Genomic DNA, 22,266 nt, shown 5'->3' on the forward strand with positions numbered 1-22,266 from the left:
ATTTAGTGAGAATATTTATTCTTAAAATAAACTTTTTTCCTAACTCTTTTTAGGATTAAAAAAGCTACTTCTTCTGAATAATAATCAATTTCTGATATGTTTATACCTTTTAATGAAGCTTCAGAAACATCGATACGATACAGTAAATTGTAATACCCATCGGAATCATTCAATAATAAATACTTTACAGTTTCTTGCAGTTTAGTTTTTAACGCTAGAGGTGTACTTTCTTTATGAAAAACCACATCTAAACCAACAAGCTGGAAGTCTTTATTTAATTGATATATCAATTGTTCGTATAACTTCTTATCAACAACTTGATTTAATAAGGCTAAACTATTTTGATAATTTTGAGACATTTAATTCAACTTATAATCAATATGCTCTTCATCTAACTTTGCTAAAAACTCACTGGTAATGTTAATCTTGGTAGTTCTACTAGGTATATCTATTTCTAATTTTTCTTCTACATCATAAATTACAAAACGTAAAGAATGTGAACCAGAATTTAATACACATAGATGTTGGAAATCTTTTATAAAATCTTCTTTAACATCTTTCAGTGCCAATTTTATGGTTAACTTCTTACACATCTTTTCCATGATATCGTGTAAGAGTAAGAACTCTGTAAATCCGACTCTAGGATCACCTTTTACACCTTCTTTATTCACCCAACCTGGCTTTACCATAGTTTTTACATATAAGAAAGAATTTGGTACTAAAAAGTGTTTGAAACGTAGATATTCTTCTCCAAAGATTCTAAACTCAAAACTATCGTTATAATCTTCAATAATAAATGAAGCCCAACCTTTTCCTGCTTTAGAAATACGATGCTGAACATCTGTAAGAATACCACCGAAGGTTATTGCCATACCTTCATATTTTGCTAAGTCTTTAAAGTAACTCACATTTCCATTGCAAAACTTTAATTCGTTTTTAAAATCATCTAACGGATGTGCAGAAATATACATTCCTACAACTTCTTTTTCTCTCGCTAATAACTCCATAGTTCCCCAAGTGTCGCACTCAGGAATAATTGGTTCCGGCAAATCTACTTCACTTGCTTCTCCAAATAAAGATACTTGAGAAGAATTCTGATTTTCTTGATATTTATTTCCGAAACGAATCGCTTTTTCTAAAAACGTTTGTTCTTTTTCATCTTTAACATAATACTGAGCTCTATGTGTATTTGTAAACGAATCGAATCCTCCTGCTAACACCAAACCTTCGAATGCTTTTTTATTCGCTACACGTAAATCTACTCGTTTGGCAACATCAAAGATTGAATTATAATGTCCGTTTTCTTTTCGTTCATCGATAATTGCTTTTACCGCTGAAGCTCCTACTCCTTTAATAGCAGCCATTCCAAAACGAACTGCGCCTTCTTTATTTACAGAGAATTTAGAATACGATTCATTTACATCTGGCCCCAATACTTCTAATCCCATACGCTTACACTCTTCCATAAAAAACGATACTGTTTTAATATCATTCATATTGTTGGAAAGTACCGCAGCCATATATTCTGCAGGATAATGTGCTTTTAAATATGCAGTTTGATAGGCAATCCAAGCATAACATGTAGAGTGCGATTTGTTAAAGGCATACGATGCAAATGCTTCCCAGTCTTTCCAAATCTTCTCTAAAGCTTTTTCATCGTGTCCATTTGCTTTTGCCTGATCTACAAATTTTGGTTTCATCTTCGCTAGAACCGCCGCCTGCTTTTTACCCATCGCCTTACGAAGTACATCGGCTTCACCTTTGGTAAAATCTGCTAGTTTTTGCGACAGTAGCATTACTTGCTCCTGATATACCGTAATTCCGTAAGTCTCTGCTAAATATTCTTCCATCGCAGGAAGATCATATTCAATTTCTTCATCTCCGTGCTTTCTTCGGATAAAAGAAGGAATATATTCTAACGGCCCTGGACGATATAATGCATTCATGGCAATAAGATCGGCAAATACTGTAGGCTTTAATTCACGCATGTATTTTTGCATTCCAGGAGATTCGTACTGGAAAATACCAACGGTTTCTCCTCTTTGGAATAACGCATATGTTTCTTCATCATCAATAGGAAAATTCTCTGGATCGAGTTCTACTCCATGACGTGCTTTTACAATCTTAACTGTGTCTTTAATTAGGGTTAATGTTTTTAACCCCAAGAAATCCATTTTTAGTAATCCTGCACTTTCCACAACCGAGTTATCGAATTGTGTTACATACATATCAGAGTCTTTAGCTAAGGATACTGGAACGAATTTCGTGATATCATCTGGAGTAATAATTACCCCACAGGCGTGAATACCTGTATTACGAACCGAACCTTCTAATACAACTGCTTGATTAATTGTATTAGCTTCTAATCCTGTTCCTTGTGCTATGGCTTTTAGCTCATTTACATTCTCTTTCTCTTCTGCACGTAAACCTGCTACTTTTCCTTTACTTTTTTCATCTTCACCGAAAATGTTTTTCAGCTTAATTCCTGGGACAAGTTTTGCAATTCTATCAGCTTCAAATAATGGTAAATCTAACACTCTGGCTGTATCACGTAACGAAGATTTCGCCGCCATGGTACCATAAGTAATAATTTGTGCTACCTGATTGGCTCCATACTTTTCGATTACATAATCCATTACACGACCACGACCTTCATCATCAAAATCAATATCGATATCGGGCATGGATACACGTTCAGGATTTAAGAAACGCTCAAAAAGTAAATCATACTTAATAGGATCTATATTGGTAATCCATAAACAATATGCAACTACGGAACCGGCAGCAGATCCACGACCTGGACCTACGGAAACTCCCATTTCACGAGCTGCACGAATAAAATCTTCTACAATTAAGAAATATCCAGGATATCCTGTTTTTGCAATTACATCTAACTCAAAATCTAGTCGTTCTGTAATCTTTTCAGTAAGTTCACCATAACGAATTTTAGCTCCTTCGTAAGTTAAATGACGTAGATAGTTATTCTCTCCTCGTTTACCACCATCGACTTCATCTTGTGCATCTTGAAATTCTTCACCAATTTCAAAGGCTGGTAATAATACATCACGTGCTAAAGTGAATGCTTCTACTTTATCTACAATTTCTTGAATGTTGCTAATTGCTTCAGGAATATCAGCAAAAAGCTTTTTCATTTCTTCTGTAGATTTGAAATAATATTCATCGTTAGGCAAACCATAACGATAACCTCTACCTCTACCTTTTGGAGTTGCTTGTTTTTCTCCGTCTTTTACACACAATAAAATATCATGTGCATTCGCTTCTTCTTTTCCTAAATAATAAGTGTTATTGGTTGCTACAATTTTAATCTCATGTTTTTTAGCAAACTCTAATAACGTACGGTTCACGGCATCTTCATCTTCTTGTCCGTGTCGCATTAACTCTATGTACAGATCATCTCCAAACTCTTCTTTCCACCATAACAAAGCTTCCTCAGCTTGTTTTTCACCAACATTTAAAATCTTACTTGGAACTTCACCGTATAAGTTTCCTGTTAAAACAATAACATCTTCTTTGTATTGTTTTACAATCTCTTTATCAATTCTAGGCACATAATAAAATCCATCGACGAAAGCCGTTGATGACATTTTAGCTAAGTTATGATACCCTCGTTTATTTTTCGCTAATAAAACAACCTGATAACCGTTGTCTTTTCTTGTTTTGTCTTTATGATCTTCACAAATAAAGAACTCACAACCTACAATAGGCTTTAATGGTGTTTCAGCAGATTTATTATGATTGGCAACTGCAGAGGTAAAATGGAATGCCGCCATCATATTTCCTGTATCTGTTAAAGCAACTGCACTCATATTATCTTTTGCAGCCGCAGCAACTAATCCATTAATTTGAATGGTAGATTGTAATACAGAGAATTGAGAGTGGTTATGTAAATGCGCAAACTGAACTCCTTCTAATTGAGCTAAACCTTCTGAAGTTGATTGTGCATTTCCTTCACTTGAAGCAGCAGCTTGACGCTTTCTAATTTTATCACTTTCTGCCTTTAAGTTTAAATGTTTTAAACCTATTAGCTGAATTGGCATTGGATTCGTTTCAGAATACTTTGCGTAGTAATCTTCTGGAACATCTAATACTTCTAACGGATAATGTTTTAAACGTAATAATTCTAAGAAACAACGTGTTGTTGCCTCAACATCGGCCGTTGCGTTGTGCGCTTCGTTAAATCCGACACCAAATAAATGTTGATGTAACTCTGTTAAGGTTGGTAATTTAAATTTACCTCCTCTACCTCCAGGAATTTGACACATGGAAGCTGTTAGCTCCGTACAGGTATCTAAAACTGGTAATTCTGTTAAATTATTTTCAATACCTAATCGATGGAATTCACATCCCATAATATTCACATCGAATCCTACATTCTGACCAACAACAAACTTTGTCTTTTTTAAGGCTTTATTAAATAAATCTAATCCTTCAGCAAGACCAATTCCTTGTTCATTAGCTAACTCTGTAGAAATACCATGTATACGTTCAGCATCAAACGGAATATTAAATCCATCTGCTTTAATTAAGAAATCGTTGTGCTCAATTAACCTTCCCATTTCATCATGCAACTGCCAAGCAATTTGTATTGCTCTAGGCCAGTTATCAGTATCTGTAATTGGAGCATTCCAACTCTTAGGTAAACCAGTAGTTTCTGTATCAAAGATTAAATACATTCCGTAAAATTGATGTGATTTTTAGAGTGTAAATTTACGATTTATTTTAGCAATAGGTTTTTATTTTTATTCACTATGATTTGAAAGAAATCTTATATGTAAAGTTTTTCTCTTATTTTTACTACTCCAAAATACTTATAGCCCTAATCTCATGAAAAAAGTTATTTACTTACTGTGTTCAGCAACTTTATTTTTTTCTTGTAAGAACAACGATTTTGTTAGTTTTTCTGGAAAAATAGAAAATAAAAACTCTGATTCATTAGTAGTAGCAAATCCTCAAAAAGGATATCAAAAAACAATAAAAGTAAATGAAGACGGAACTTTTAAAGATACTTTAAAAATAAGCAACGGTTTCTTTTCTCTTTACGATGGAACAAATTATGCTACTGCATATTTTAGAAATGGAGATGAAATCACAATGAATATTAATGCTGCCGAGCCTAGAAAATCAATTTTATTTGCTGGTAAAGGAGCAGCTGAAAGTAACTTCTTATCTATAACAGCTCAAAATCAGATTGAGTTTAATGCAGGAGTAAAAGAAATGATAGAATTACCAAAGAATGAGTTTGATTCTAAATTGAATACTTACGTTTCTGCATTTAATACTAGATTAGAAAATAAAATTTTAGATACAGCTTTTGTTAGTATTCAAAAAAAGAACATTGAAAATTTAGAAGCACAACTTGTGAAAATACACAGTGATAAACTATATTTTAAAACAACTTTAGGAAAAGGACAACCTTCACCTAAATTTACTGGTTATGAAACACCTGATAGAACTCCAAAATCTTTAGATGATTTTAAAGGAAAATATGTATACATAGATGTTTGGGCAACTTGGTGTCCTCCTTGTTTAGCTCAAATTCCTTTTTTACACAAAATTGAAGAAGAATATAAAGATAAAAATATTGAGTTTGTTAGTATTTCTGTTGATAAAAGAGACGATTATTTTACTTGGAGTGATATGATTGAAGAGAAAAACTTAGGTGGTGTTCAATTATTTGCCAATGAGAATAAAGATTTTACAAATGCTTATCGCATTAACGATATTCCTCGTTTTATCTTAATTGATCCAGAAGGAAATATTGTAAGTCCTGATGCTCCAAGGCCTTCTGACCCTGCTCTTAAAGATTTATTTACTGAGAACGGAATTTAATCAATTAATAAATATACAATATTGACACTCCATTTTTAATGGGGTGTTTTTATTTTAAAACGTATTGTATCTTGAGTAGTTTTCTGTGCTAGTTGGTTTATTGCCTCTGATGTTAATTGTAAAACTCTCGGATACCCACCTGTAACTTGACAATCGCGCATTAATACAATTAATTTTCCTGAAGGTGTTAATTGTACTGTTCCTGGTACAACACCTGAAGACAACATCGGTGGAAAATTATTTTCTATTGTTTCTTCTAAGAAATAACCCATTCTACTATTATTAACTGATATTTTAAAGTCTTTTTCTAAGAGCTTTTCTCTTTGTTTTAATGAAAGCAAATCGAATTCAGGTCCTTTATAGCAATTCAATATTGGACTTGTAAAATGAGCTGTATTTACATGTATTCTGGCATGAGTCTCATAGTTTCCTTCATCACTTTCAAAAAATGGAATTTCATTTCCTTTTCTTAACACGTTTTCCGCGGTTATTCCTTTATAAAAACTTTTACTTCCCAAAACTGTATCAACTTCAAAACCATTTAAAACAGCAAGATATGTTCTCAATCCGTATTCTCTTTTTCCGAAAGATAAAACATCACCTACATTAACTGTAATTCTTTTATTTGTTTCAATAGAGCTTCCATTGATTTTTGGATTAAAATCTGCTCCTGTAATACTTATTTGAGTTCGTTTTAAAAATTGAAATTTCGCACCTCCGAAGGTAATTTCAATAGTACTTGCATTCTGATTATTATTTAGAATTGCATTAGCTAATTGATGTGCATATAAATCCATTGCTCCAGAAGTTGGAACTCCATAATGTGCATAACCAAATCTTCCTTGATCTTGAATTGTAGAAAAAAAACCTGGATGTAAAACTTTAAGCATACCATTCGGTTTTATGTAATTCGTAACTTCCTTCTGATATGCTTTGCGCTAACGAAATAAATTCTTCTTTCGTTATAGATTTAAAACGAATTTTATCTCCCGCTTTTGCAAAACAAGGAATCGTTTTATTTGCATTAAAAAAGTTAATCGGAGTTTTTCCTATAATTTGCCAACCTCCAGCACTTTCTTCAGGATATATCCCTGTTTGTTTTCCGCCAATTGCAACTGCTCCTTTTGGGACTTTTAGTAAAGGTGTTGCTTTTCGTTGTATGAAAAGTTTAGTATTCAATCCTCCTAAATATAAGAAACCAGGTAAAAAACCAATAAAATGCACGGTATACAATGTTGTGCTATGAATATCGATTAATTCTTTAATCGATACATTTAATTGTTTACTCATTTCTGGTAAATCAAATCCGAAATCGACATGATAACACACGGGAATTTCCCATATAAATTTAGTTTCTTTTCTTACTTCCTCTTTTTCAGAATAGATTTTTTGGAGTGCTACTATTTCATCTGAAAAACCTATAATTTCTTCTTTGTATTTAATAACTAAAGAAGTATAGCCTATGATAAAATCTTGAATTTGATCTATTTTTTTATCGAGAATTTCATTTTTAAAACTTGTGATTTCATCTATCAAAGAAGGTTGCACTTCGCTATTCCATTCAATTAAAATTGCTTTTTCTCCTAGTCGTTTAAATATTAAATTATCTTTCAAACTCATTCAACATAGCATTTATGTATATCAACATTTGAATTGCATGATCGTTATCTCCATGCACACAAAAAGTATCTGCTTTAATATTTACCACTTCTTCTTGAATTGAAATTACCTCCTCTTTTTGAATCATTCTTTGTAGCTGTTCCCAAGCTTTATGTTCGTTTGAAATTAAAGCTCCTGGTAAATTTCTAGACACTAACGATAAATCGTTATTATAAGCTCTATCTAAAAATGCTTCGAATTTTACCTTAATATTTCTTTCTTCGGCTAAGTTTGAAATTACAGAATTGTATGGTGCGTACAAAAATGCTTTAGGTAATTTTTTTTCTATAGCATTTAAAACAATATTAGCATAGTATTCATCTTTAGCTGCGATATTATATAAAGCTCCATGAGGCTTCACATGATGAATTTTTACACTTTGTTTTTTTGATCTTTCAATTAATAATTCAAGTTGATCTTCTATACTTTTTTGAAGTTTTTCCTCGGAAATATCCATTAACTTTCTTCCGAAGTTTTCCCTATCAGGAAATGAAGGATGTGCTCCAACTTTTACTTTATATTTTTTTGCTAAAGCAATTACATGATCTATAATTTCAATACTTCCCGCATGAGCATTACAAGCGATGTTACATGAAGAAATTAACGGCATTAATTTATCCTCATTATTTACACCTTCACCTACATCACAATTAATATCTATCATTTTAAAATACCTGAAATACTTTTAAAATACTCTTCAATCCTAAGAAAATAGTAAAAGCTAAAATACACAGTCCAATAAAATTCTGGAATTTCGTGTTTTTAAACTTTCCTAAAATATTTTCTTTATTCATTACCCATAATAAGATTCCTGCTATTAACGGTAACAACAAGCCATTTGCTACTTGAGCTACTTTAATAATTTGAATTGGTTTTACCCCTAAAGAAGAAAATAAAATCCCTAATACTAGAATGAAAATCCAAACTCCTCTAAACTCTTTCGATTTTAAATTTACATTCCAACCTAAACAACCTTTAGTTACATACGCTGCGGCCAAAGGAGCTGTAATTGCAGAAGTAATTCCGGCAGCAAACAAGCCAATCGCTAAAAAGTATTTGGCCAAACTACCATATAAAGGTTCTAAACCTTTAGCTAAATCAGCAGCATTAGTAATTGTATTAGATTGAATTGCCGCAGCAGAAATAATAATAGCTATAGACACTAAGCCGCCTAAAAAAATAGAAATCACAGTGTCTTTTTTAGCAGCTCTAATATCTTCTTTGTTTTTCCATTTTTCTTTTACCAAAGAAGCATGTAAAAAAATATTATAAGGAACTACAGTTGTGCCAATTAAACCTATAACTGTAAGTAAACCTTTGTCTGGAACCTTAAAAAGAAACATTCCCTTTATAATTTCAAGTACATTAGGTTTGGTAATTATTGCTGTTGTAACAAAAGAAATACTCATTAATATCACGAGACTTACCAAAGCTTTTTCTAAAAACTTATAGTTTCCAATATATAACAATATAAACGCTATTACACCAATTAAAACACTTATAAAATTAATAGAAAAAGTTCCGCTAGAAAACCTCCATTGCCCTAAAACTGTTTCTAATCCAAGTACGCCTCCACTAATATTTCCAGCTTCATATAATGAATTCCCTATAACAATAGCCACAAGAATTAAAACTATAAGAATATTTTTTACAACAGGATTTTCAATTTCATTTCTAATAACTTCAGATAATCCTTTTTGAGAAATGATTCCTAAACGAGCTGCCATTTCTTGTAAAAAAATAGTTGCTAGAATAGAAATTACCATGGCCCATAATAAGCTGAACCCAAAATTTGCTCCAGCTATGCTGCATAAAGTAACTGTTCCTGGGCCAATGAAAGCTGCAGCAACTAAAGTACCAGGACCAATATTCTTAAACCATTTTTTAATCATGATTTACGGAGTTTAAAGCATAAATAGCGAAGCTACCTAACCAATGTCCGCCTTCATAACTATCACCTACAAGGTTTGGCAATGAATAATCAATGTGCTCTTTAATTAATACTTTTAAGTGATTGTATTCTGATAAATCTCTAATTATAGTAGACAATGCCCAAGCTCTTGAGAAATTCACTCCATCTAAATGCACTAATTTTCCGTCCTTTCTATCTGAAACTTCTCCAACTGGAAATTTAAAATTCTCATCTGATAATTGAGGTAAAAATTTATTCAACCAGTCTTTAAATAAGTCTTTAGATAAAACTCGTTTCATGATTGCCGCTTCTTGTAAACATGGCGACAAAAAATCAAATCCGCTAGGTTCCCAAGAGATCGGACAATTTTGATCTTTTAAATAAAATTCTTTTGCTCTGGTTTCAATTAGTAATTTTAACTCAGTATTATTTACTGTATTCGCATAATCCCAAGCAAAAGTTAAACCGAATGCCGTATTTGTATGCTCTCCTACTCGAATCGGATATCTTAATTTTGGTAAAAACTCCATATATTTTTTCACCATTAAATTAGTTAACGGTTGTAAATTTTGTTCTAGTTTTTTGGCTACCGGATCGTTCCATGTATATAATTCTTCTGCAAGTTTAAGTAACCAAGCCCAGCCATAAGTTCGTTCGTAACTCTTATTGTATTTCCCATCGAAATAAGCCACTTCTCTTTCTATATTTTCTTTTGAAATATTCTGAAGTAATTGTTGTTTGATAGATGCTGCATTATCTAAATCCGGAAATTGTTTTAACAAAGAAACCAAACTCCAGTGTCCATGAACCGAAGAATGCCAATCGAAACATCCATAAAAAGCTGGATGCAATTCTTTTGGTGATTGTAAATCTCTACCACTTCCAATAGTTTGATTCAATTTATTGGGATATTCAACATTTATACAGTGAACTGGTAATGTTGCTAGTTTATTTGCTTGTTGCAAATTCAATTTGGGTAAATCGAGCACTTTTACTTTTTTCTTTTTTGGAATTACTTCTTTCTTGATATCGTTCTGTGAGTTACACGAGCTAAAAATTAAAAAGACACTTAAAATTATGAAGGGTTTCATGTATAATTAATTTGAATGTTATAAATGTAATAAAATCTATCTAGTTTTATTTTAACTTCTAATTTTCATGTTAAAAATTATCTTTCAATTATTTACATGTTACCTTAACAAATCTTATATTTTTTTAACAAAAAACGGTGTTATTTTCATTCAATTCTGTATATATTGCGTAAAATTAATTGCAATAAATTTTATAAGTCATAAAGCTATGAATGACTTTCAAAATAAATAATCATAGATTTAATAACCTTCTATTCTTGGGATATTTTATTGGCGCCAATAGAGTGACCAAACAATAGAACTTGAAAAAACATTTTAACATGAAAAACCAATTTTTAAACTTAGGAAAAACTTTAAACAAAGCAGAACAATTAGAAATTTATGGAGGAAGACCTTCTGAAAGAAGATGTGATCGTTTATTAAGAAGAGCTGAAAGATATTTAGATAATGGTAATATAGATGGTGCTGATAGAGTTTTAGACACTTATGATAGAATTTGCTAATAGTTAGTAAAAACAAAAAACCTCGTCGATGACGAGGTTTTTACTTTTACATTTAATTCAATGATTTTTGAATTGCTGAATCTATTCCTGTTATTACTTTATTACCACTTCCTATAGAAAAGTAACTGATCTTAGATTTTTTATCAATTACATAATGTGTAGGATAAACACTTACCTCGTAAAGTTCACTTAGCTTTGTTCCATTTGAAACTAGATTATACGTAAATTTATAATCTTTAATAAATTCTTTAATCGCATTTTTATTATCTAAGGCTATTCCTAAAAAAACTACATTTTTATTATTTCTATATTTTTTTTCTAATTTATTTAAATCTGGCATTTCTTCTCTACATGGCATACAATCTATAAACCAAAAATTTAAAACAATAACTTTTCCTTTTAAATTTTGTAACGAATATTTTTCTCCATTTATACTCTTAATAGTAAAAGGTTTTGCTTGTTCTCCAGTTGGGTTTTTAATATCTGCGTATGGATCTATATCGTTTTTATACTTTAAAACAACTAATGCTTTATAAACTTCATTTTTATCTACAAACATCTGCGGCATTGCCTTTCCTTCTTTTATAAGATTTACGCCTTCCTCAAAAGGCACTTTTGTTCCATCTTCTAAATATACTAATTCTAGATATTTAGGAACACCTCTTCTTTTTAGCTCATCCATAGATATAGGTTTTAAACCTGTTGGTAAAAAAGAATATCTTCCTCCAATAATTACTAAAGCTTTGTACTTCCCTTTTTTATCTACAAACATCCTTGGATAGACAGCTCCGCTCATTATAAGAGGAATTACTTCATCTAGAGTCGTTTTTGTTCCATCCTCATAAAATACTAACTCTAAGTTACTAGGAGGTCCTTTCTCCATCAATTTTTCAAAAGACAATTCTTTAAGTCCTTTAGGTATAAAAGAATACTCTTGTGCTTGAATTGTAAAAATCGATGCTAGCACGATTAAAAATGTGATTACTTTTTTCATGATTACTTAATTTACTTTTATTATTAAAAAAAAGAGCACACACTTCGTCTTAAAGACTGAAGTATGTGCTCTACTACACAAATTTGATATTAATTCTCCCAATTTCTTCTTCAGTGATAGAGAATTAACCCATTTATAAAGTACAGACGAGTATAAAATAATTTTGTTACAGTGGTTTTTAATACTTCAAAAAAACTCTGTAACAGTTTTTTAAGTTGATCGTTTTCATATATAACAAATAAACCAAGTATTATGTTACAAGTTATTAAAACAGAAAACCTTACTTTTTCTTACACACGGAAGGGTAACGACATCAAAAACTTAAACCTAAACATCTTTAAAGGAAGTATTTATGGTTTTCTAGGACCTAACGGTTCTGGAAAAAGCACTACAATTCGATTAATTCTAGGCTTACTAAAAAAGGATAGTGGGAATGTAGAGCTTTTTGGTAAATCTTTTAATTCAAAAACACGAATTGAAATATTAGAAAAAATTGGTGTATTAATCGAAAATCCATCATTATATAACCATCTTAGCGGAATAGATAATTTAAAAATAGCCGCAAATTATCGTGAAAATATTTCTTCTAATAGAATTGATGAAGTTTTAGAACTTGTAAAATTAAACCATGCTAAAACTAAAAAAGTAAAGACCTATTCTTTAGGTATGAAACAACGTTTAGGTTTAGCCATTACGTTATTAAGTAAACCTGAGTTAATCATTTTAGACGAACCTACCAATGGATTAGATCCTAAAGGAATTATTGAAATGAGAGAACTCATAAAAGATTTAAATCAAAATTATGGTACTACCTTTTTTATTTCAAGTCATTTACTCAGCGAAATAGAAAAAACATGTACGCATGTTGGTATTATTAGAAATGGGGAAATGCTATTTCAAGATACAATTGCTTCTTTTAAAAATTCTACAAATGATAAAATTATTCTTGAAATTGAAGTAGATAATTTAAATCAGGCGAAAATAATTTTAAGCGAGAAATCTTTCAACTTTAAAATTAATAATGAAAACTTATGCATTAATCTAGATTCAAAAAAAGAGATCCCAAATCTTTTGGACATTCTTAGAAATGAAAACATTGAAGTTTATCAATCTCAAATAAAAAATAATTTAGAAGACTTTTTCTTATCACTAACTGAAAACAAAATCAATGAAATCAATTAACTATTTTATATCTGGAGTAAAAAACGAACTAATAAAACTAAAAAACACTTCGGGTTTTTGGTTATCGTTAATATGTGCTTTGCTACTTCCTTTAGTATTTTTTATTTTATACCTTTTAAAGCATGAAAAATTTATTGTAGGAGATGAAATTAATCCTTGGTTAGAATTTATAAAAAATCAAGAAGATAGTTTATCATTATTAACTTCTATTTACACAATAGTCATTATCAGCTTAATAGTACAAATAGAACATAAATCTTCAACTTTTAAATATTTATTTACGCTACCAATTCCAAAATGGAGTATTTATTTTGGAAAACTACTTTTAATAATTTTACTTTTATTAGCTATATATCTTTTATTTTATATTTCTATTATTATATCTGGGAACCTTTTAGGTTTAATTTATTCTGATTTAAATTTTAATTCTTTTAGTCCTGATTACTCTTTGATTTTTAAAAACATTTCGAAAAGTTTTATCCCATTTTTAGGTTTAGTTGGAATTCAATACTGGTTATCATTTAGAATTAAAAATTTTATTATACCTATTAGTATTGGTTTACTACTTTTAGTTGTGGGTATTGTTTTAATAACACAAAAAGTAAGTTTTACTCAATATTACGCTTATGCTTATAATATTATCGGGCAAAATCCTAATTATAATAATATTAGTTTATACAGTTTATTATACCTTATATTATTTAGTACACTTGGTTATATCGATATAAGAAGACTCAATATTAAATAATTATAAAAAAACCTCGCCAATGGCGAGGTTTTAGATATATAACGAGCTACTAATTTTTTAGTATCTGTAATGTTCTGGTTTAAATGGTCCTTCAACAGTTACACCAATATACTCTGCTTGATCTTGACGTAATTCTGTTAATTCAACACCAATTTTTGCTAAATGTAATTTTGCTACTTTTTCATCTAAGTGTTTTGGTAACATATATACCTCATTCTTATAAGCATCAATATTATTCCATAACTCAATTTGAGCTAATGTTTGGTTTGTGAATGAATTCGACATAACGAAACTTGGATGACCTGTGGCACATCCTAAATTCACTAAACGTCCTTCAGCTAAAATGATAATATCATTTCCTTTAACTGTATATTTATCTACTTGAGGCTTAATTTCAATTTTAGTATCTCCATAAGTACCATTTAACCAAGCCATGTCTATTTCATTATCGAAGTGTCCAATATTACAAACGATAGTTTTGTCTTTCATTGCTTCGAAATGTTGACCTTGAACGATATCTTTATTTCCTGTAGTTGTAATAACGATATCTGCATTTCCAACAACAGTTTCTAATTTTTTTACTTCAAAACCATCCATTGCCGCTTGTAACGCACAAATTGGATCAATTTCAGTAACAGTTACGATAGAACCAGCTCCACGGAAAGAAGCAGCTGTTCCTTTACCAACATCTCCATATCCACAAACAACAACTCTTTTTCCTGCTAACATTACATCTGTAGCACGACGAATTGCATCAACAGCAGATTCTTTACATCCGTATTTGTTATCAAACTTAGATTTAGTTACAGAATCGTTTACGTTGATAGCTGGCATTGGTAAAGTTCCGTTCTTTACTCTTTCATATAAACGATGAACTCCAGTTGTAGTTTCTTCAGATAATCCATTGATTCCTTCAGCTAATTCTGGATATTTATCTAATACCATATTTGTTAAATCACCACCATCATCTAAGATCATGTTTAATGGTTTCTTATCTTCTCCAAAGAATAAAGTTTGTTCGATACACCAATCGAATTCCTCTTCGTTCATTCCTTTCCAAGCATAAACTGGAGTACCAGCAGCAGCGATTGCAGCAGCAGCTTGATCTTGAGTAGAGAAAATATTACAAGAACTCCAAGTAACTTCAGCTCCTAAAGCTTGTAAAGTTTCAATTAAAACCGCAGTTTGAATCGTCATGTGTAAACATCCTGCAATTCTTGCTCCTTTTAAAGGTTGCTCATCTTTATACTCCTCACGTAAACTCATTAAACCTGGCATTTCTGCTTCAGCTAATTCGATTTCTTTTCTTCCCCAATCTGCTAAAGAAATATCTTTAACTTTGTAAGGAACATACGCAGCGGTTTTTGTGCTCATATTTTTGTATCTTTATTTTACTTGAATTTGAGTTGCAAAATTACAAAATAACTTTCTAAAACATGCCTCTATATAAAACAATAACTGTTAACAATACTGCTAAAGTTTTGATTTGGAAGATTGAAGAATCTTATGATGACTTATTTCGAGACACCAATCTAACTCCTCAGAGCTTGGAACGCGTTTCTAATATGAAATCTGATTTACATCAGAGAGGTTTCTTAAGTGTACGTCATTTATTAAGAGAAGTAGGTTATGAAGATCATGATTTATTTTATGATGAATTTGGCAAACCCCATTTAAAAGATGGAACTCATATTTCTATTACTCATTCTTTTACTTTTTCTGCTTTAATTATTTCTAAAGAAAAAAAAGTAGGGATCGATATAGAAAAAAGACGTGATAAAATTGTGAAAATTGCGCATAAATTTACTCCAATAGAAGAATATAAATCTATAGCAAATCACGATGCTTTGGTTAGCAAATTAACCATTGTTTGGGGAGCAAAAGAGAGTTTGTATAAAATTTATGGAAAGAAAAAATTACTTTTTCTAGATCATATTTATGTAGAAGATTTCTCTTTCGAAAATGATACTACTACTGGAAAAATTCTGTACGAAGGAACAACTTCTAACTTTGATATTAGTTTCTTAGAGATTGAAGATTTTACCTGTGTATATGCGCTTTGATTCAGTAATGTAATCAGTAATCAGTAATCAGTAATCAGTAATGTAATCAGTAATCAGTAATCAGTAATCAGTAATCAGTAATCAGTAATCAGTAATCAGTAATCAAAATTAATATTCTGGTGACTTGGCAAAAATTAAACTAAACTGAATTCTATTGAAGTTTGGTATGCGTTTTGTTTACACGTTACTCATTATTAAAAACTGAATTACTATGAAACTACATTACACATTATTTATCGGGATAATTTTACTTATTGCTAGTTGTAAACGAGAAAAACTTGAACCATTTACTCCTAAAAATCACTTCGCAAGTTTTCAAAAAGAAAAATCACAATTCTTTGATTTAGATACAATCTATGATAAGTTTATTGAAGGAAAACATGGAACCAAATTTTACTTCAGAAGAGATTTATTTGATTTACAAGAAACTGATAAAGTACAATTAGAGTTAATAGAGTTATACGATTTTAAAGAAATTTTATATCGTAATATTCAAACCTTGACTACCGATAATCAACTTTTAGAATCTTCAGGAGTTTTAAAAATTAAGTTTACTTCTAACGGAAAAGAACTACAATTAAAAAAAGGTGAAAGAATAGCAGTATATCCTCCAAAAGGAAAGCTAAAGGGTAATGATATTTTCCTTTCTGAAACAGATTACTCAAGTAACATTACTTGGAAAATTACCGACCAGAATTATGAACTATTCACTTATCCTGTTGGTGGTGGAATTTGGGTGACTGATTATGTTAATAAAGATTCTATTCCTTATTATAAAAAGCAAAATAAGGAACTATTAGGTTTTGAAACTTACCAAGAGTATATTAAAGAAGGTCTTGTTGTTAAAGATTTTTTTATTCTTGGTAATGTAAATAAACAATGGATTAATATAGATCGTTTTGTCAAAAATGTATCGAAACTTAATTTCTCACTAGTTGAAAAAACAGAACGTTTTTCTGGCTTTGACATTTATTTCTTCTATGATAATCTTAATTCTTTCATATATGAACCTAGAGCAAATAATAATTTGAAATTTCAACAAATCCCAATTAGTGGAAAAACTTATATTCTAGTGGTTGGTTCGTATAAAAATCAGATTTACTATGATAAAATTGAATTGAAAGAAGCTACGAATAACGCTACATTGAATATTAACATGAAAAAAACTACTAAAGAAGATCTAAAAAGACTATTTGAATAATAGTCTTTATTTTTGTCGGAAATAATATTCTAATGAAAATATCAGTAGAGCTAACACTTACTCCACTTCAAGATAATTTTGAAGAGCCAATTATTAATTTCATTAAAAAATTAAGAGCTTCTGGAATCACAGTTCTAGAAAATCCTTTAAGTACTCAAGTCTATGGAGATTACGATAAAGTGATGCAACTATTAACTTCAGAAGTAAAAGAAGCTTTTGAATCCATAAACAATGGGTTGCTTCAAATGAAAATTGTAAAAACCGATAGAAGCGACTATGAACCAAATTTTTAATTTCTTCTTTAACCAATACAAAACCTATGACACTTTAGATATTTGGTTAGAAATTATTGCTGTAATATTCGGTTTTTTATCTGTTTGGTATTCTAAACAAAATAAAATTTGGGTGTTTCCTACTGGAATGATTAGCACTGCCATTTTCGTGTATCTTTTATTAAAATGGGAGCTTTTAGGAGATATGATGATTAATGGTTATTATTTTATTATGAGCATTTATGGTTGGTATATCTGGACTCAAACTAAAGAAGGACATGTAATACATCCTATCTCAAGAACTACTTTACAAGAAAAAAAACTTAGTGTTCTTATTTTCATTGCTACATTAATTTTTGTGTATGTTGTTTATATAAGTTTCGACAAATGGAATAATTGGACAGCTTATGTAGATACAGTTACAACTGCCGTATTTTTTGTAGGTATGTGGTTAATGGCAAGAAGAAAAATAGAAAATTGGATTTATTGGATTATTGGTGATATCATCTCTGTTCCTTTGTATCTTTATAAAGGTTTTACATTTACGAGTTTTCAATATTTAATATTTACATTTATCGCAATATTAGGGTATTTAGCATGGAAGAAAAGCTTAGACAATCCGAAATTAATTTAGTAAAAGTAGTTTTATTTGGCCCAGAAAGCACAGGTAAAACAACACTTTCTCGTCAGCTCGCCCGACACTATAACACAGTTTGGGCACCAGAATATGCAAGAGAATATTTACAGAACAAATGGAATAATGAACGAAAAACTTGCGAAAAAAAAGATATAATCCCTATTGCAATTGGGCAAATGAATTTAGAAAATTCTTTGGCTAAAAAAGCAGATAAATTATTGATTTGTGATACAGATTTATTAGAAACTAAAGTTTACTCTGAAGAATATTATGGAGGCTTTGTAGATTCTTTACTTGATAAATATGCTATTAAAAATACTTATGATATTTATTTCTTAACTTATATTGATACTCCTTGGGAAGAAGATGATTTACGTGATCGACCAGAACAAAGAGAAGAAATGTTTAATGCCTTCAAAAATACACTGGAAAAATATAACCGACCATATGTTGTATTAAAAGGAAATAAAGAAACTCGATTAAAAAAAGCTATAAAAATAATTGATGAATTAATTTTTAACAAAGATAATCTCTATTCTTATTCTGAATCTCTAATCGATTTAGATTTACATTTCCTACATCAAAATATCGATCCAAACACATTAATGTATTAGCCTTTGGATAAAAATATAATTCAAAAAGAAATTAAATTCAAAGCACTTAAAAGCTCAGGAGCAGGTGGTCAACATGTAAATAAAGTTGCTACAAAAATTGAGTTATACTTCGATATCAAACTCTCTGAAGGTTTAAATGTAAATGAAAAAGAATTAATTTTAAGCAAGTTAGAGAATAGAATTTCTAAAAATGGTGTTTTATATCTTTCTTGTCAAGAAAGTAGATCTCAACATAAAAACAAAGAAACCGTAACACTTCATTTTTTTGATTTACTTATCAGTAGTTTAAAAAGAACAAAAAAGAGAAAACCTACGAAACCTACTAGAAATTCAAAAATTAAAAAGGCAAAAAACAAACAAAATCAATCTCTAAAAAAGCAACTTAGAAAAAAACCTAAGTTAGATTAGTTCTAATTATTAGGTCATAATTTAAAAAACCAACTTACCTTTGTTGCGTTCTCACAAAGGGGTGCCATGTTTTTAATTACGAATTATAAAAATCATAATTAAATTCAGGCTGAGATCATACCCATTGAACCTAGAACAGGTAATGCTGTTTAGGGAAAAACACACTAGAGAATTAAGGCTAATAAATTATGCCTTTTTACAACGGTGTTTATGAATTAATTATTCAAAATTATACAATAGAATAATTACCTCTTTTTATTCTTCATTTAAAATGAAATTTTTAACCATTTGTAAAAGAGTGAAGATATTAGTACCTCTTTTATTTTTTTCAATCTCATTATCAGTTCAAGCTCAATCTGTAGTGTTATCAGGTAAAGTAGTAGACGATTCAAAAAAACCATTAATTGGTGCCACAGTAATTATTCGTGAACTTAAGAAAGGATCTACAACAGATGCTGATGGAAATTTTAAAATTAAATTACCTGAAGGAAAGTATTTATTTGAAGTTTCTTATTTAGGATACAGAACTATTAAAAAGAAAATCTCTACTAACTCAAAAGATTTAGTTATTCAACTTACTTCAGAAGAAAATGTTTTAGATGAAGTTTTAGTTTCTTCCATTAGAGCTAAAGAAGAAACTCCTATGACTTATTCTAATGTAAGTAAAAAAGAAATAGAAAAACGTAATTTAGGTCAGGATATTCCAGTTTTGTTAAACTATTTGCCTTCTGTAATTTCTTCCTCTGATGCTGGAGCTGGAGTTGGATATACATATATGAGAGTTCGTGGTTCTGATGCTTCTAGAATTAATGTAACAATTAACGGAATTCCGTATAATGATGCTGAAAGTCAAGGTACATTTTGGGTAAACTTAGGTGATTTTGCTTCTTCAACACAAAGTTTACAATTACAAAGAGGTGTTGGAACATCTACAAATGGTTCTGGAGCATTCGGAGCTAGCTTAAATATTTTAACTGACGCTATTTCTGAAGAAGCTGGTGGTGAAGTATCAAATTCATTTGGATCTTTTGGTACTAGAAAACATACTGTAAAGTTTACTACTGGTTTATTAAATGATCACTTTGAGTTATCTGGACGATTATCTAACATATATTCAGATGGTTATATCGATAGAGCTTCTACAGATTTAAAATCTTACTTTTTACAAGGAAGTTATATTGATAATAATACTTTAATAAAAGCTATTGTTTTTGGTGGAAATGAAAAAACTTATCAGGCTTGGTATGGAACACCAGAAGTAAGATTAACTGGAGATCAACAAGGAATTGAAGATTTTATTATAAATAATGAATTAACTCCTGAACAAACAGAAAACATTAGAAATTCTGACAGAAGGTATAATCATTACTTATACGATAACGAAACTGATAATTATTGGCAAGATCATTATCAGCTACATTGGAATGAAAAATTTAGCGATAAAATTTCAACAAATATTGGTTTAAACTACACACGTGGTAAAGGATATTTTGAGCAGTTTAAAGAAGATGAGGATGCTGCTGATTTTAATAATCTTATTGCTGACAATAGTGATGTAATTGTTCGTAGATGGTTAGATAATCATTTTTATGTAGTTAATGCTTCTGCAACTTATACATTAAAAGGATTAGAAATTATTGCTGGAGGATCTTATAGTAATTATAGCAACGATCATTATGGAGAAATAATCTGGGGAAGTGATTTAGCTCCAGATACTAATATTCGTGATCGTTATTATTTTAGTAATGCTAAAAAGCACGACTTAAGTTCTTTTGTAAAAGCTAACATTAATATAAATGATAAATTTAATGCTTATGTTGATTTACAAGGAAGATTTGTTAGCTACAGAACAAACGGATTAACTTCTGATCGTGATCCATTAGATGTTAACAAAGATTTTAATTTTTTCAATCCGAAATTAGGTTTAACATATCAAGTAAACGATAATAATAGTCTTTATGCATCTTATGCAAGAGCTAACAGAGAACCAAATAGAAACGATTTTGAAGGAGGTAATTCACAACATGAAACTTTAGATGATTTCGAATTAGGTTGGAGATTAAATACAGGTAGTATTAAAGTTAATACAAATGTATACTACATGGATTATAAAAATCAATTGGTATTATCGGGAGCAATTAACAATGTTGGTGAGCCACTTAGAGAAACTAGTGGAAGTAGCTATAGATTAGGTTTAGAAATAGATGCTAGTGTAATTTTAACTGACTTTTTATCGATACAACCAAATGTAGCTTTTAGTGCTAATAAGAATCGTGATTTTAGAGTTCCTATCGATGGTTCTATAGAAAACTTAGGAAACACAGATATTTCTTTTTCTCCAAATGTAATTGTTGGTAACGCTTTAAACTATAAACCTATTGAAAATTTACAGATTTCATTTTTATCAAAATTTGTAGGAGAACAATTCATGGGAAATTTAAGCGGAAGAATTTCTGATAATGAAAGACTAGATAGTTATTTTACGAGTGATTTAAACGTTGTTTATGAAATAAAAACTAATAAGATTTTTGATTCTATAGTTTTAACAGGATTAGTAAATAATATTTTTGATAGAGAATATGTCGATAGAGGATATTATTTCTTCTTTGATGATACATGGTCAAATCCAGGAGTTACAACTACAGTTGACGGCGCAGGGTTTTATCCACAAGCAACTAGAAACTTTTTAATTGGAGCAACATTAAAGTTCTAAACAATAAAAAAACCGAGTGAATTCACTCGGTTTTTTCTTAATTATTTTTTAATGCTTTTTCCCAAGCAACATAACCACCTTTAACATTATATACATCGTAACCATTGTCTGCTAAAATACCAGCAGCAATTTTACTTCTCCTACCAGATCGACAATATACATACACTGGTTTATCTTTATTAAGAACATCTATACTCCTAGTTTCAAAACTATTAAAAATTAAATTTACTTGAATAGCATTAAAAATAACACCGTCGGAAGTTTCTGAAGAAGTTCGTACATCTAAAATCTGGATGTTTTTATCTTCTCGTATTTTGAGTTTTAAATCATCTACGGTAATAGTCTTTACATTTTCATTACTATTCGCGCAAGAAAATAAAATGCAAATCCCGATTAACCCTAAAATGAATTTTCTCATG

At 30.1% G+C, this 22,266-nt stretch carries 21 protein-coding genes; 11 read left to right on the forward strand and 10 right to left on the reverse strand.

Annotated features, from left to right (window positions below; translation table 11 throughout):
- Positions 1-2: 2 nt before the first annotated feature.
- Positions 3-359, reverse strand: coding sequence for a hypothetical protein (locus ACSIGC_RS07435; RefSeq protein ID WP_442267499.1), 357 nt, complete (start codon positions 357-359; stop codon positions 3-5).
- Complete coding sequence (dnaE, locus tag ACSIGC_RS07440; RefSeq protein ID WP_442267500.1) at positions 360-4,694, reverse strand: DNA polymerase III subunit alpha; 4,335 nt, start codon at positions 4,692-4,694, stop codon at positions 360-362.
- Between the two features lie 151 nt (positions 4,695-4,845).
- Between dnaE and ACSIGC_RS07445 the strand changes: the two genes are divergently transcribed.
- Entirely contained in the window at positions 4,846-5,850 is a 1,005-nt protein-coding gene (locus tag ACSIGC_RS07445) for a TlpA family protein disulfide reductase (protein ID WP_442267501.1), read from the forward strand.
- 35 nt (positions 5,851-5,885) lie between these two features.
- Here ACSIGC_RS07445 and ACSIGC_RS07450 read toward each other — a convergent pair whose 3' ends face one another.
- Genes ACSIGC_RS07450 through ACSIGC_RS07470 form a run of 5 tightly spaced genes read right to left on the reverse strand, consistent with a single transcriptional unit; the run spans position 5,886 to position 10,512 of the window.
- Entirely contained in the window at positions 5,886-6,740 is an 855-nt protein-coding gene (locus ACSIGC_RS07450; RefSeq protein WP_442267502.1) for a biotin-dependent carboxyltransferase family protein, read from the reverse strand.
- Positions 6,733-7,470, reverse strand: coding sequence for a 5-oxoprolinase subunit PxpB (gene pxpB / locus ACSIGC_RS07455; RefSeq protein WP_442267503.1), 738 nt, complete (start codon positions 7,468-7,470; stop codon positions 6,733-6,735). Before pxpB ends, ACSIGC_RS07450 begins: the two co-directional genes overlap by 8 nt.
- A complete protein-coding gene (pxpA, locus tag ACSIGC_RS07460; RefSeq protein ID WP_442267504.1) occupies positions 7,454-8,173 on the reverse strand; it encodes a 5-oxoprolinase subunit PxpA in 720 nt (239 codons plus the stop codon). Before pxpA ends, pxpB begins: the two co-directional genes overlap by 17 nt.
- A gap of 1 nt (position 8,174) precedes the next feature.
- Positions 8,175-9,401: an Nramp family divalent metal transporter gene (locus ACSIGC_RS07465; RefSeq protein ID WP_442267505.1), complete on the reverse strand. Its 1,227-nt coding sequence runs from the start codon at positions 9,399-9,401 to the stop codon at positions 8,175-8,177.
- Entirely contained in the window at positions 9,394-10,512 is a 1,119-nt protein-coding gene (locus ACSIGC_RS07470; protein ID WP_442267506.1) for a DUF2891 domain-containing protein, read from the reverse strand. The genes ACSIGC_RS07465 and ACSIGC_RS07470 overlap by 8 nt, the downstream gene beginning before the upstream one ends.
- Positions 10,513-10,832: 320 nt before the next feature.
- Here ACSIGC_RS07470 and ACSIGC_RS07475 point away from each other — a divergent pair, with 320 nt between their 5' ends.
- Positions 10,833-11,015 (forward strand): hypothetical protein, encoded by a 183-nt coding sequence (locus tag ACSIGC_RS07475; RefSeq protein ID WP_442267507.1) that lies wholly within the window; start codon positions 10,833-10,835, stop codon positions 11,013-11,015.
- 52 nt (positions 11,016-11,067) lie between these two features.
- Here ACSIGC_RS07475 and ACSIGC_RS07480 read toward each other — a convergent pair whose 3' ends face one another.
- On the reverse strand, positions 11,068-12,009 hold the full coding sequence (locus tag ACSIGC_RS07480) for a TlpA family protein disulfide reductase (protein WP_442267508.1): 942 nt from the start codon (positions 12,007-12,009) through the stop codon (positions 11,068-11,070).
- 252 nt (positions 12,010-12,261) lie between these two features.
- Here ACSIGC_RS07480 and ACSIGC_RS07485 point away from each other — a divergent pair, with 252 nt between their 5' ends.
- Complete coding sequence (locus tag ACSIGC_RS07485) at positions 12,262-13,191, forward strand: ABC transporter ATP-binding protein (protein WP_442267509.1); 930 nt, start codon at positions 12,262-12,264, stop codon at positions 13,189-13,191.
- A complete protein-coding gene (locus tag ACSIGC_RS07490; RefSeq protein ID WP_442267510.1) occupies positions 13,178-13,939 on the forward strand; it encodes an ABC transporter permease in 762 nt (253 codons plus the stop codon). The genes ACSIGC_RS07485 and ACSIGC_RS07490 overlap by 14 nt, the downstream gene beginning before the upstream one ends.
- A gap of 57 nt (positions 13,940-13,996) precedes the next feature.
- Here ACSIGC_RS07490 and ahcY read toward each other — a convergent pair whose 3' ends face one another.
- Positions 13,997-15,313, reverse strand: coding sequence for an adenosylhomocysteinase (gene ahcY / locus ACSIGC_RS07495; RefSeq protein ID WP_442267511.1), 1,317 nt, complete (start codon positions 15,311-15,313; stop codon positions 13,997-13,999).
- 62 nt (positions 15,314-15,375) lie between these two features.
- Between ahcY and ACSIGC_RS07500 the strand changes: the two genes are divergently transcribed.
- The 7 genes from ACSIGC_RS07500 to ACSIGC_RS07530 all read left to right on the forward strand — a co-directional run bounded on the left by ACSIGC_RS07500 (position 15,376) and on the right by ACSIGC_RS07530 (position 21,847).
- Positions 15,376-16,002 (forward strand): 4'-phosphopantetheinyl transferase family protein, encoded by a 627-nt coding sequence (locus ACSIGC_RS07500; RefSeq protein WP_442267512.1) that lies wholly within the window; start codon positions 15,376-15,378, stop codon positions 16,000-16,002.
- Positions 16,003-16,213: 211 nt separating this feature from the next.
- Positions 16,214-17,203 (forward strand): hypothetical protein, encoded by a 990-nt coding sequence (locus tag ACSIGC_RS07505; RefSeq protein ID WP_442267513.1) that lies wholly within the window; start codon positions 16,214-16,216, stop codon positions 17,201-17,203.
- A gap of 32 nt (positions 17,204-17,235) precedes the next feature.
- The gene (locus ACSIGC_RS07510; RefSeq protein ID WP_442267514.1) at positions 17,236-17,496 is read left to right on the forward strand and encodes a thiamine-binding protein; all 261 of its coding nucleotides are present in this window, start codon (positions 17,236-17,238) and stop codon (positions 17,494-17,496) included.
- Positions 17,480-18,109 carry a nicotinamide riboside transporter PnuC gene (gene pnuC, locus ACSIGC_RS07515; protein WP_442267515.1) on the forward strand — a complete coding sequence of 210 codons (630 nt, stop codon included), beginning with the start codon at positions 17,480-17,482 and terminating at the stop codon, positions 18,107-18,109. The genes ACSIGC_RS07510 and pnuC overlap by 17 nt, the downstream gene beginning before the upstream one ends.
- A complete protein-coding gene (locus ACSIGC_RS07520; protein WP_442267516.1) occupies positions 18,073-18,726 on the forward strand; it encodes an AAA family ATPase in 654 nt (217 codons plus the stop codon). The genes pnuC and ACSIGC_RS07520 overlap by 37 nt, the downstream gene beginning before the upstream one ends.
- 3 nt (positions 18,727-18,729) lie before the next feature.
- The gene (gene arfB, locus ACSIGC_RS07525; RefSeq protein WP_442267517.1) at positions 18,730-19,134 is read left to right on the forward strand and encodes an alternative ribosome rescue aminoacyl-tRNA hydrolase ArfB; all 405 of its coding nucleotides are present in this window, start codon (positions 18,730-18,732) and stop codon (positions 19,132-19,134) included.
- Positions 19,135-19,432: 298 nt separating this feature from the next.
- Positions 19,433-21,847, forward strand: coding sequence for a TonB-dependent receptor (locus ACSIGC_RS07530; RefSeq protein WP_442267518.1), 2,415 nt, complete (start codon positions 19,433-19,435; stop codon positions 21,845-21,847).
- Positions 21,848-21,884: 37 nt separating this feature from the next.
- Here the strand turns inward: ACSIGC_RS07530 and ACSIGC_RS07535 are convergent, their stop codons facing one another.
- Positions 21,885-22,265: a rhodanese-like domain-containing protein gene (locus ACSIGC_RS07535; RefSeq protein WP_442267519.1), complete on the reverse strand. Its 381-nt coding sequence runs from the start codon at positions 22,263-22,265 to the stop codon at positions 21,885-21,887.
- Position 22,266: the final 1 nt, after the last annotated feature.

It is taken from the genome of Tenacibaculum aquaeponti (assembly GCF_052084715.1).
Lineage (GTDB): Bacteria > Bacteroidota > Bacteroidia > Flavobacteriales > Flavobacteriaceae > Polaribacter.